Origin of the sequence: Enterococcus sp. S53 (assembly GCF_016516865.1) — a bacterium.
GTDB lineage: Bacteria > Bacillota > Bacilli > Lactobacillales > Enterococcaceae > Enterococcus_D > Enterococcus_D innesii.
This window is the reverse complement of record NZ_JACVUH010000011.1, coordinates 19,600-32,205: the sequence shown is the minus strand read 5'-3', so window position 1 is coordinate 32,205 and position 12,606 is coordinate 19,600. Positions and strand designations below refer to the sequence as shown.

The following is a 12,606-nucleotide window of genomic DNA, read 5'->3' as shown; positions in this document are numbered from 1 at the left end:
AACATTATTTTCACTTTACTTGTAACAAATTATTGTTCGAGCCAATGGGCAAGCTGCTGAAAGACCATTTGGACTTGCGGCTCCTCGACGTTTTTCAAAAAGTCGTGGGGCAAATCATAGACAGGGACAAATTTACTTTTAGGCACTTTCTTCAAGCCTTTGCTGTAACGAAAAGGTACTTCCTCATCGGTACTGCTAGCACTGCTGAAAATTGGAGGAAATTGTGAAAGCAGCTCAGGATCAATGGCATAGTCAGAAAGATCCTCAGCTGTTAGCCCATAGATGGTGGCGAGTTCTTGCTGTTGGACCCAATAAACATAAGGCAAATAGCGCTGAAACTGCGGATCATCCCAAACGATCTCGGTTTGATCCAAAGGAGGGACTTGCTCTTTGCTTAAGAGCGGCTGCTGCAAGACTCGTTTGTTTTCGATAAAAGAAAGATCGGTGTACCCATAAAAGTTGACCAGTTTTTCAGGTAATCTCTGTTGTTCCTTCAGTAATTGCTGGGTCAGCGCCAGCATCAAATACCCACCGGCTGACCGACCGCAGAAACAAAATGGGCGATCTTTAAGCACAGTTGCTTGCAATTCTTGAAAGTTCTGCCAGTTCATTGCTAAAATCTCCGCTAACGAGGAATTAGGTGCCAGCAAATAATCGACTGTGAGGACGCTGTATTGCTGCGCTTGAAATAGTGCGATCAGTGATGCGGGAATGTCTTGGCGGGTTCCATAAACAAAACCGCCACCGTGAAAATAAACCAGGTATTTCTCAGAAGCAGGATAAAGGGTCACCGAAGCGCCGGTGGTCAATTGCCATTCTTTTTTCATTTTGCTTGACTCCTTTTCTGAAGCTCTAATAAATAGGTGCCGATCTCGTAATTGACTAATTGGATTGGACTTGTCAGATCGATCTCTAGGAGCTGTTCAATTTTGCTTAGCCGGTAGCGAATCGTTTTGGCATGAAGAAACAAGGTTTCAGCCGTATTTTTGTAATTGCGATTCGTGATAAAAAAGGTATACAGCGTTTTGAACAGCTCTTCATTTTCTTCCGAAAGTTGATACAGCTTCGGGGGAATGCTTTGCTGCAGCTTTTCTAGTTGGTTCTCCTTGATAAAGGAACTAAAGATACCTAAGTCGCTATAGGCAATGATCGGCGCCAAATAAAACTGCCGATTGAAGCGGATCGCATCCAAACACTCTGGCAGGATCTCTTTGATCTGTTCCTTGCGCAAGACTTCGCTGACCACCAAGCAGCCATGTTCATCGGCTAGCAGGGCATCATCAAAATGTGTCTGCAGCATCTGTTTCGTCACCTGATGGGCGATCGATTGGAAATTATAAAGGATCACCAAATAATTATGGTGTTCGAAAAAGACGTGGGGTGTTTTCAACGCCCGTAGCTTGTGCAAAACGACGGACTTACGCTCTTTATCTTTAAAGCTGTTGGAAGCAAAGGCGATGCCTTGGTAGAAATCATAGCGATCCAGTTGCGCTTCTTCTAACAAAAGATCCAGCTCAGCCAAATTGCTAGGAGTGTTTTGCAAGATCGCATCGGCAAGATTGTTCATGCGATTGTAGCGCTCTTTCTTCAACAAATACTCCATTTGGAGGCGTTCATAGATGACGTCGATCACATTTTCAATAATCATGACTTTTGCCTCAGGGATCTGCGAATCTTTCTGATAAACGATCAAAGTACATAAATCATTGTAAGGATTGATGATCTCTACTTTGATGGCAGTCACATATTGATTGTTCTCATGAGAAAATAATTCCAAATATTCGTAGTGGTTCTTGGTAAACTCGACGGTTTTCATGGGTTCTTGTTTGGTCACCACGAAATTCTTAAAGGATTGACCGACGGACACATGCACATCTAAATGGGGGATGCGCAAAGAACAAGGCTTTTCGATCAATTGATAGAACTCCTGCATGATCTGATCGAAAGAAGAGTGGTTGCGCTCGACTTTCATGAAGCGCTGGCGAACTTCGTAATAGGTACGCAGCAGCTGGGTTTGGTGATTCAGCAATGGTTCGTAAACCGCTAGCATGATGGCTTCATAGCTGACTTCTTGCTGCACTTTGATCAAAGGGATCTGATAAGCAAAGCTAAGCTCGATCACCCAATCTGGAATCATAGGGATCAAGCGATCCACTTTGATCACTAAACCGCTGACGCCGATTTGCTGCATTTTTTCAAAAAAAACACGCAGTTCCTCAGGGGATTGGTCTTTGAAGGCATAAAAAGAAGTCAAAATCAATTGATGGGCTTTGCTCCATTTCTCGATATCCATCGCTTCCAGCACCATAACGGAACCAACGGAATTTGTTAAACCAATGGAGCCAGTCAGGACTTTACTTTTTTCAAAAAGCGGCAGTTCAACCAATTCTTTTAATTTCATAAAATGCTCCTTTTTTCTCTTTTGGATAAAAAGTATAGCATTTTTTTAGAACTTTATCCAATGAAAACGCAAACAAGGCTCGTTAGAATGAGAGTATAAGAAAAGGAGGAGAACAAATGCTGCACACAGTAATCTTAAAGAATAACTACCAAGATTCCATTAACTTAATGCTGCTGACGAATACGATCAATGATCTAGGCGATGTCGAAATGAGTCAAATCATGATGGGGACGGATGCAAACAAAGACATATTAAATAACACTGGATTGCTTTCTAAAGAGGCAGAAGGTGCTTCACCCAACGATATGATGATCGTGGTCGATAGCCAAAACGAACAGATCATGGATCAAGTAATGCCAGCGATCGATTCATTCTTAGCTGATCTTTCAGCAAAAGATCAAGGCAAAGAAACGCCATCGGCGGCTTCATGGCAAGAAGCCTTGAGCGCAATGCCAGATGCCAATGTTGCATTATTTAGTATTCCTGGGGAATATGGCGCAGCCGAGATGGAAAAAGCGCTAAAAAATGACTTGCATGTTTTCTCTTTTACGGACAATGTCGCTATCGAAGATGAAGTGCGTTTGAAAAAGCTGGCTCATGAAAAAGGCTTATTGATGATGGGGCCTGACTGTGGGACTGGTATTATTTCTAGCATTCCGATTGCCTTCACGAATGTTGTGGCACCAGGAAACATCGGTGTCGTTGGTGCCTCTGGTACGGGGATTCAAGAAGTGACGACGATCATTGACCGATTAGGCGGTGGTGTCGTTCATGCCATCGGGACCGGCGGACGTGACTTAAGCGACAAAGTTGGGGCGATCACTGTCAAAGATGCCATCGTTGCTTTAGAAAATCATGAACCGACAGATGTGATTTGCGTGATCTCGAAACCACCTGCAAAAGAAGTGCGGGATGAAGTCGTTCAATTGCTGCAAAGTATCAGCAAACCTGTGGTAGCGATTTTCTTAGGAGAAAAACCAGAAGCCCATGAAGGAAAAGTCTATTTGGCACATACGCTGGAAGAAACAGCGCGCATTGCTGTTGATCTTGCCAATGAAGAACCCGTCAAAGCGAACTATTTTGAACGCGTGGAAACCCCAGATGTGCCCAAACTCGCTGAAGATAAAGTGGTCAAAGGTCTTTATTCTGGCGGTACATTAGCTGCCGAAGCAGGAATGCTGATCTCCGAAGCCTTGAATCTAGAAGGCCTTGTAAAACAAGAAGGCTATATCTTGCATTCCCACGGCTATGATGTGATCGACCTTGGTGATGATATCTATACCCAAGGCAAACCGCACCCAATGATCGATCCTGAAGTGCGCATCAAAAAAATCGAAGACTATGCGCAAGATGAGCAAACCGGGGTCATTTTATTTGATGTGGTGTTAGGTTACGGCGCACATGCAGATATGGTAGGTGCACTGTTACCAGCCATCGAAGCTGCACAGCAAACAGCCCAAGCAGCTGATCGCACGCTGTACTTTGTTGCTACCGTCTGCGGAACTGAAAAAGATCCGCAAAACTATCAAGAAGCAGTCAACCGTTTGAAAGCAGCTGGCGTCTATGTGGCACCAAGCAATGCTCAAGCAGTGCAATTAGCCCTCGCCTTAAAAGGGGCGACTCTTTCTGAAGCAGACAAAGCGGTCAATGACTATACTGGTAGCAAAGTTGAGGTGCCGACAGTTAGCGAGAAAGTGATGGAGCTGTTGACCACCAAACCACGGATCATCAATGTTGGCTTGCAAAGCTTCAATGAATCGATCCTGCAATATGGCGGGAAAACAGAACAATTTAACTGGCGTCCTCGTGCCAACGGCAACAAGAAAATGATCCGTATTTTAGACGCGCTAGAAGAATTTGACGAAAAAATCACAGCTGAAAACCAAGCAGTGACGGATAAAATCAAAAATGCCCAACCATTCTTGATCGATGTCGTTCCAGCTAAATCAGTGATCGCTGAATTAAACGAAAGCCAGAAAACCTTGCTGCATGCAGGACCGCCGATCCAATGGTCGGAAATGACGGGACCGATGCAAGGGTCTTGTATCGGCGCTGCCTTGTTTGAACGCTGGGCGAAGGATGAAGACGAAGCCCGCCGCTTACTCGAAAGTGGGGAAGTCCGCTTTATGCCATGTCACCATGTCCAGGCAGTTGGACCAATGGGGGGAATCACTTCTGGGAATATGCCTGTCTTTGTGGTTGAAAACCGCCTTGTCGGCAACAAAGCCTACTGTATTTTGAACGAAGGGATCGGTAAAGTCTTACGATTTGGTGCCTATTCACAAGAAGTCATCGATCGTTTGGATTGGATCAAAGACGTTTTAGGACCAACCATTGCCAAGGCATTGCAATTAACAGAAGAAGGCATCAACTTGAATGTATTGATTGCCCGGTCGATCACAATGGGGGATGAATTCCATCAACGAAATATTGCAGCATCATTGAACTTTTTGAAAGAAATCGCGCCGTTGATCATCCAAACAGAGATCGATGAAAAGCAAAAATATGAAGTGATCAAGTTCTTAGCAGATACCGATCAGTTCTTCTTGAATATCATGATGGCAACTGGCAAAGCCATCGTTGACGGTGCCCGTGTCGATGCCAAAGGAACGATCGTGACCACCATGACGAGAAACGGTGTTAACTTTGGGGTTCGTGTCGCCCAAACAGAAGACCAATGGCATACTGCACCAGTTAATACGCCGAAAGGTTTGTACTTTACTGGGTTTACCGAAGCAGATGGCAATCCTGATATTGGGGACAGTGCCATTACTGAAACCGTCGGCGTCGGAGCAATGGCGATGGTAGCCGCACCAGGGGTAACACGCTTTGTCGGCGCTGGGGGCTTTGAGGATGCGCTGGAAACTTCCAACGAAATGGCAAAAATCTGTTTCGGTCATAATCCGACCTTCTCGATCCCAACATGGGACTTCCAAGGGACTTGTTTGGGGATCGACATCCGCAAAGTCGTTGAAACAGGCATCACCCCAATCATCAATACTGGGATCGCCCATAAAGAAGCAGGTGTCGGTCAAGTCGGCGCAGGCACGGTGCGTGCACCGTTAGGCTGTTTTGAAAATGCCTTGACGGCTTATGCGAAGGATCTGGGGATCGATGTTGACTGAGAAAATCAAAATCAGTGATTATCTAGACCCACTGCAACGATTCGGTCGTACCGGTCGGGTGCATAGCGTGTTTGATCGTTCATTCAATGTGATGATCGGGCAGCAGCTGGTCAATATCAACAACTATCGCAACTATTTGACTGGCTTCGGGGTCTTTTTACCCGATGCATTGTTTGAACAAGTCTTGCCTTTGATCGAAGTCGGCAATCGCGTGCAAGTCCGAGAGCATGGTCTGACCTTTTACAGCACAAAAGGAACATTTTCTCTTTCATTAGAGGAGAAAGAATTGGTTTCGCTGCAGGTGAAGGAGTTATCCTTCACCTCTGCGGAATTGCAGCTTTTGAAAGAAATACTGCTTCAGCAAGAACTAGAAACCAAGATTGGGTTGCCAGAAGATGAGAAAACCCAAGCAGTGTTTGCGGCATTGCGGCAGCCTGTCTCAGATTGGGAACCAATCATTGACCACCTGATTGGTCGCGGCAAAGGATTGACACCTAGCGGCGATGATCTTCTCGTTGCCTATCAAGCGATGCTCTATGCCTTGCAGCAGCCAGAAGCTGACGCGTTAGCGCAAGCATTGGCAAAACCGCTGTCTACGACGGATGTCAGCCTTGCTTATATTCAAAGTGCCAGTCAAGGGTATGTCAATTCTCTGATGCTGCAATTATTTAAAGACTTAAAAAAGCAAAACCCACAGGTGATTGAAAAAGATGTGCAGCAGTTGATGTCCGTTGGTCATTCGTCAGGCAAAGATCTTAGTTTTGGGTTGTTGTTAGCGTTGGAGTCATTGTCACTTGAGGAAAAAGAATAGAAATGGGGAGAAATCATGGAAATCAGTAACCAGAAAGATGCGGTCAAAGTAAGCAATTCTTACTGGAAAAAAGTCGTTGCTATTTTCTTTGTCGGCTGGATTTTAATGTACGCCACACGGACGATCTTCAATCCAATCATGGGTGTGATCGGAGAAGAATTCAATTTAAGCAACACACAACTAGGACTTGCCAATAGTATTTTCTTTTTGACTTATGCCGTTGCGCAAATTCCTTTTGGTATCATCGGCGACAAAATCGGTCGCAAATTAGTGATCGCTCTAGGCTTTGTTTTATTGGCGGTGACTACGTACTTCAGTGGGCTAGCCACAAGCTTTGTTTTGTTCTTAGTGATTCGTGCCATTGCAGGGATTGGTCAAGGTGCCTATTACGGTCCGCAATACGCATTGTCTACCGAAGCGATTCCCGACAACAAACGGACCGTCGGAAATGCCATTATCAACAGTGGGATGGCGTTTGGAACGTCTGGCGGGTACTTGCTTTCTAGTAAATTGGTCTTGGATAATGGGGGCCATTGGAGTCAACCCTTCTTCCTAATGGCAATTCCGACCTTGATCGTCGGTGTATTGTTCTATTTTGTTTTGAAAGAAAAAGTGATTCGTCCAGAAGATGAAGGACAAGAAATAAAAGAAGAAGGGTCAAAAGAAAAGATTTCCTTGAAGCAGATTTTTTCAAACCGCAATCTCGTGGCAGCCTTTGTTCTTTGCTTTACCAGCATTTATGCAAACTTTGTGATCATTACTTGGTTGCCGCAATTCTTGATTGCCGAGCGTGGCTTTGAAGGGGCGAGTGTCGGCTTTATTGCTTCCTTAGTCCCATGGGCATCGATTCCAGGTGCATTGATCTTTGCTCGATTGAATGATAAAACTGGCGCGACGAAAAAATTAGTCTATTTATTGGTCCCATTGGCGACCCTTTCCGTATTTGCCATTGCCTTTGTAACCGATCGTACCTTATTAATCACTGTTTTGATTTTGTATGGATTGACTGGCAAGCTGGCGCTTGATCCAATCGTCGTGACCTTTGTGACGAAAAACGCACCAAAAGGCGCCTTAGGAACGACCTTGAGTGCCTATAACTTTATCGGGATGTCGGGGTCGATCTTAGCGCCTTATGTTACTGGCTTTTTAGCCGATTCTTTAGGATCGATGCAGGTCGGGTTTTACCTGTCTTGTCTATTACTGCTGATCGGATTAGGTGTTTTTGCCGTATTAGCAAAGGAAAATCAGAAGGAGAGCATAAAATGAGTTTGAATGTGATCGCGTTAGGCGGCAATGCTATTTTAGATAAAGACCCCAGTGATGAAGGGCAAAAAGCCGTCGTTGCGCAAGCAGCACGTTATATTGCCGATTTTGTTGAAAAAGGGGAAAAAGTCATTGTTTGTCACGGCAATGGACCACAAGTCGGCAATTTACTGCTGCAGCAAAAAGCCGGGGAAAGTGAAAAAAATCCTCAATTGAAATTAGACAGCTGCGTGGCGATGACTCAAGGAAGTATCGGGTATTGGCTGCAAAATGCCTTGATCAATGAGTTTGCCACACGTCAAGCACATCCTTCAGTGATCTCATTAGTCACCCAAGTTCGTGTCGATCCAGCAGATCCATCCTTTGAGAAACCTTCCAAACCAGTCGGACCTTTTTATAGTGAAGAGGAAGCCAATGCTGCGATGGCAGCCAATGGCGGGGTATATCAAGAAGATGCTGGGCGTGGTTACCGCAAAGTGGTTCCATCCCCGAAACCGCAAGAAATTGTTGAAAAAGAAGCCATTAAAACATTGGTCGATGCTGGTGTGATCACGATTTGCGCCGGTGGTGGTGGCGTACCTGTCGTTCGCAACGACAATGGGTTTACTGGTGTGGAAGCCGTCAACGACAAAGACTTTACCGCCAGTGTCTTAGCAAAAGATGTGCAGGCCGATCGCCTGATTATTTTGACCGGTGTCGACAATATCTACATCAATTACAATCAGCCGAATCAGCAAGCCTTAGGGGAAATCAGTGTGGCACAAGCCAAGGGCTACATCGAGGAAGGCCATTTTGCAGCGGGCAGTATGTTGCCAAAAATAGAAGCTGCGATTGATTTTGTCGAAGAAGATGCAGCCAGAACCGCGATTATTACCTCAATCGAAAAGTTAGCTGAACTGGATCAGCATACAGGAACCATACTTCGAAAATAAAGAGGGGATCAAAGTGAAAGCAAAAAAACTACCGATGGTGACGCAGATCGTTATTGCCGTTCTTCTAGGGATTCTTTGCGGTTTGTTCTTTGGGCAAGCCGCTTCATTCCTAAAAATCTTGGGCGATCTTTTCTTGCGTCTGATGCAAATGGCGATCCCGTTATTGATCGTTGGACAAATCATTCAAGCAGTTGGGGGCATTGCCCCGAAAGAACTCACACGTTTGGGTGGAAAAACGATCGCTGTCTTTGGGATTTCCTCCTTATTCGCAGCTGCATGGGGTGTGCTGATGGCGGTCTTCTTTGCTCCGGGCAAAGGGATCAACTTTTCACAAGCTGCCGGTGAACCTCTGCAAGCACAAGAAATTTCTATATCAGAGACAGTGATCAACTTTATTCCCACGAATATTTTCGATGCGTTGAGTAAAGGGTCAATTATTCAAATCATCGTTTTTGGGTTGTTCTTTGGTGTTGCCCTCAATCGCTTTATGCAAAAGAAACCTGAGTCAGCTCTTTATGGGCTGCTCGTGGATCTGAATGAGGTCGTCATTGCCATCATTCGTTACGTGATGATCGTGGCACCAATCGGTATTTTTGCATTGATCGCTTCAACGATCAGCTCCCTGGGCTTGCAGATCATTTTGCCATTAGGCAGCTATTTGCTTGTCTACGGTCTAGCCACCGTCACGTTCCTTGGACTGTGGCTAGTCTTGTTGACCGTGTATTGCCGGATCAATCCGTTACGATTGATCAAAAATATGAAAAACATGTCGGTCATGGCATTGGCGACAACCTCCTCTGCCATCACGCTGCCGATCGCTATGGAAGAATCCCAGAATAAATTAGGACTCAGTAGCCGCATCACCAATTTGGTATTGCCATTAGGGATGTCTTTGAACAGCAATGGGTCAGCGATGCATATGGCGATTACCGTCATGACGATCGCCCAAATGTATCAAATCAACTTTGACGGGATCCAAATGGTGACGGTAGCTGTCACTGCGACTTTCGTTTCTTTAGCCAATGCAGTTGTTCCCGGAGCGGGGTTAGTTTCCTTGGCAATCATTGTTCCTCAGCTCGGTTTACCAATCGAAAGCATTGCGCTATTTGCTGGTGTCGAATGGTTTGTTGGCATGCTGCGGACGATTTTGAACGTGAACTCAGACGTCTATTCAGCGCTGCTGATCGCTAAGTCAGCCGATGAACTCGATCATCGCGTATTTAATCAATAGGAGAAGCCGTTGCCAAGCGTGCTTCTCTTTTTCATAAGGAGGAGAAAAGATGGAAGAAATGAGCAGACGTTCTCTGCTGGAATTAGAAGCATTAATGAAAAAGAAACTATTGGCTGCTGGTTTGCCAGAAGCCGCTGCCAGTGAAACAGCGGCACATTTGACCTTTGCGGATGCGTGCGGGATCCATTCTCATGGTGCCGTGCGGATGGACTACTATGCCGAGCGTTTAGTAAAAGGCGGCATCACGCTGGAACCAAACATGTCTTTTGAAAAAACAGGCGCCGCTACCGGAATTTTTCACGGAGATAACGGTATGGGGCATTATGTGTGCAATGAAGCGATGGCGATCGCCATTAATCTGGCAAAAGAAGCCGGGATCGCTGCAGTAGGAATCGAGCAGACCAGCCATAGCGGGACGATGGCGTATTACGTCAAACAGGCTGCTGAAGCCGACTTAGTGGCGATCGCCATGTGTCAATCGGATCCGATGGCGGTGCCTTTTGGTGGGACCGAAAACTATTTTGGTACCAATCCAATTGCGTTTGCAGCACCACGAGCCAACCATCCACCGGTGGTTTTTGATATGGCGACAACGGTTCAAGCGTGGGGCAAAATTTTGGACGCTCGCTCGAAGAAACAGCAGATCCCCGATACTTGGGCCGTAGACGAGCAAGGCTTGCCTACCACCGACCCGTATGCAGTCCAAGGATTATTGCCAATCGCTGGTGCTAAAGGATATGGCTTGATGATGATGGTGGATATTTTAGCCGGCTCGATGCTGGGCTTAGCTTTTGGTAAACAGGTCACCTCCATGTATGCGGACTTGACGGAAAAACGCCGCTTAGGACAATTCCTGCTTGTGATCGATCCATCTCGTTTTACCAACACCGAAACTTTCAAGCAAAGCATCGATCAGATGGTGACTGAGCTACATGCAATCCCGCCAGTAAAAGGGCAATCACAAGTCTACTATCCTGGAGAGATCAGCCAAATACACTTTGAAAAAGCCCAGCAAGAAGGGGTCATGATCCCCAAAGCGATCATCGATTATCTCGAAAGCGAAACCCTCCATTTTGATCGCTATGGTAGTCAAGATTCCTTTGCTAAATAAAGATCTGCAGAAGACGGTTGGTTCAGAGGGGGATTGAACCAACTGGTTTTTTGCTGTCTGGAGCAAAGAAAAGTTTTCAGTCAGAAAATCGCACATTGTTGGCAGGATCAGACGAATTCTTTGAGTTGGTTCATTTTGTTCAAAGCATTTCTTAAGCCATTCGACCTTTGATTGCTTGTTTTTTGGAATGTGGTAGAATAGGTCGCATAAGGTAAGATCACTCAAGAAATGAGAGAAAAGCGAGGATGCAACGTGGCAATGAATAAAGTGGTTCTTACTGGGAAAATCGCAGAGATGCCTAGTAAAGAAGCGTTTGATGCGGCGGACGATCAAAGCGTACGTTTTGATCTTGTCATTGTGTCTCAATGGCAAAACAGTGAAGAAGTGCACCATGAATGGTTTGCTTGTGTCGTTCATGGAAAACAGGCAGAGACCTTTTTACGGTATACTCAAAAAGGGGCAAGTATCAAAATCAATGGACACTTGCAAGGCTGTCCTTATGAAACACCAGAAGGTCAGAGACTTTGTGCGGCAGAAGTGGTGGTGGATAGCTTCCAAATCTTAGAGTTGGCAGAAGAACCAGCGGCGCCTTTTCCTAAAAAGCGGCCATCGACACTTGATGAAACGACGCAAACAAAGTTGATCCGTAATGAAAAAGATCCCCTAAAAACACAGATGCTGGAGTTTTTAAAAGACAATCGATTATTTTAATGACGAAACATGCGGAAAGCAACGGCTTCTCGCATGTTTTTTTACGTAGAGAAAGCATTGGCAAAATTCAACTATATCTGACTAGCGGTGTTCTTTATTGCGAATCAAAGAGGCGGTTAAATAGAATGGTGATTGTAATAAGTGATCGCGAAAGTGAAAATAGTGTTTCACAAAAAGTGCGGATTGGTTTAGAATAGTTGAAACATATCTTGAGAAAAAGAGCGGCGCTTGCCTTGTGCAACTGCTAGATGCCGCTTCTTTCTGAAAAAATCGTTAATCAGGGAGGGATGTCGATGGGCAAACCAATTATAGGGATCGCTGCGAATGAAGTGCAAGATGCTGGCGATGTGCTGCATCATTTGCCGATCGCCTACACACCATTAGGGTATGTGCGAGCGATCCAGCAAGCGGGCGGACTGCCATTGCTCGTGCCAATCAGTGAGCCAGCTGCAGCCAAGGACTATGTTTCACAGATCGATAAACTGGTATTAGCTGGTGGACAAGATGTTTCACCCAAGTTTTATGGGCAGGAGGCCCATCAGGCAACTGGAAGCGGCTTGTTGGCACGGGATGAGTTTGAACTAGCGCTGATCGATGAAGCGCTGCTGCAAAAGAAACCGATCTTTGCGGTTTGTCGGGGAATGCAGCTGGTCAACGTGGCCTTTGGGGGCACGCTGCAGCAAGACATCAGTACCTTCAGTGAGATCATTCATATGCAGGCACCGATTCCGAAAGAAGTGCCGACTCATGCCATCGCGACGGCTGAAAAAAGCATGTTGGCTCGTGTCTATGGTCAAAAAACAAAGGTCAATTCCTTTCATCATCAAGCGGTGGATCGATTGGCTCGTCCATTGCAAAAGACAGCTTGGAGTCCTGATGGTATCATTGAAGGCATTGAACACGTGGGTCAGCGTTTGCTGGCGGTTCAATGGCATCCAGACTTTGCCTATGATGCGCTTTTACAAGAACAAGCGGTTTTCAAGTATGTCGTTGACGTGTTGTAAGAAAGAGGATCACGCAA

10 protein-coding genes are annotated in these 12,606 nt (G+C 45.6%); 8 read left to right on the top strand and 2 right to left on the bottom strand.

Annotation, left to right across the window (positions count from 1 at the left end; translation table 11 throughout):
* Positions 1–29: 29 nt before the first annotated feature.
* Complete coding sequence (locus tag IAE45_RS13160) at positions 30–827, bottom strand: alpha/beta hydrolase (RefSeq protein WP_140965772.1); 798 nt, start codon at positions 825–827, stop codon at positions 30–32.
* Complete coding sequence (locus IAE45_RS13155) at positions 824–2,401, bottom strand: PucR family transcriptional regulator (RefSeq protein ID WP_077452862.1); 1,578 nt, start codon at positions 2,399–2,401, stop codon at positions 824–826. Before IAE45_RS13155 ends, IAE45_RS13160 begins: the two co-directional genes overlap by 4 nt.
* Positions 2,402–2,517: 116 nt before the next feature.
* Between IAE45_RS13155 and fdrA the strand changes: the two genes are divergently transcribed.
* The 8 genes from fdrA to IAE45_RS13115 all read left to right on the top strand — a co-directional run bounded on the left by fdrA (position 2,518) and on the right by IAE45_RS13115 (position 12,589).
* Entirely contained in the window at positions 2,518–5,526 is a 3,009-nt protein-coding gene (gene fdrA, locus IAE45_RS13150; protein ID WP_200126574.1) for a DUF1116 domain-containing protein, read from the top strand.
* On the top strand, positions 5,516–6,337 hold the full coding sequence (locus tag IAE45_RS13145; RefSeq protein WP_200126572.1) for a DUF2877 domain-containing protein: 822 nt from the start codon (positions 5,516–5,518) through the stop codon (positions 6,335–6,337). The genes fdrA and IAE45_RS13145 overlap by 11 nt, the downstream gene beginning before the upstream one ends.
* A gap of 15 nt (positions 6,338–6,352) precedes the next feature.
* Positions 6,353–7,603 carry an MFS transporter gene (locus IAE45_RS13140; protein ID WP_140965776.1) on the top strand — a complete coding sequence of 417 codons (1,251 nt, stop codon included), beginning with the start codon at positions 6,353–6,355 and terminating at the stop codon, positions 7,601–7,603.
* Entirely contained in the window at positions 7,600–8,532 is a 933-nt protein-coding gene (gene arcC, locus IAE45_RS13135) for a carbamate kinase (protein WP_008379201.1), read from the top strand. The genes IAE45_RS13140 and arcC overlap by 4 nt, the downstream gene beginning before the upstream one ends.
* 13 nt (positions 8,533–8,545) lie before the next feature.
* Positions 8,546–9,763 (top strand): dicarboxylate/amino acid:cation symporter, encoded by a 1,218-nt coding sequence (locus IAE45_RS13130; protein ID WP_200126570.1) that lies wholly within the window; start codon positions 8,546–8,548, stop codon positions 9,761–9,763.
* 49 nt (positions 9,764–9,812) lie between these two features.
* Positions 9,813–10,874: an ureidoglycolate dehydrogenase gene (gene allD, locus IAE45_RS13125; protein WP_200126568.1), complete on the top strand. Its 1,062-nt coding sequence runs from the start codon at positions 9,813–9,815 to the stop codon at positions 10,872–10,874.
* A 228-nt stretch (positions 10,875–11,102) separates the two neighbouring features.
* Positions 11,103–11,585 (top strand): single-stranded DNA-binding protein, encoded by a 483-nt coding sequence (gene ssb / locus IAE45_RS13120; RefSeq protein ID WP_200126566.1) that lies wholly within the window; start codon positions 11,103–11,105, stop codon positions 11,583–11,585.
* Positions 11,586–11,878: 293 nt separating this feature from the next.
* The gene (locus IAE45_RS13115) at positions 11,879–12,589 is read left to right on the top strand and encodes a gamma-glutamyl-gamma-aminobutyrate hydrolase family protein (protein ID WP_200126564.1); all 711 of its coding nucleotides are present in this window, start codon (positions 11,879–11,881) and stop codon (positions 12,587–12,589) included.
* Positions 12,590–12,606 lie beyond the last annotated feature (17 nt).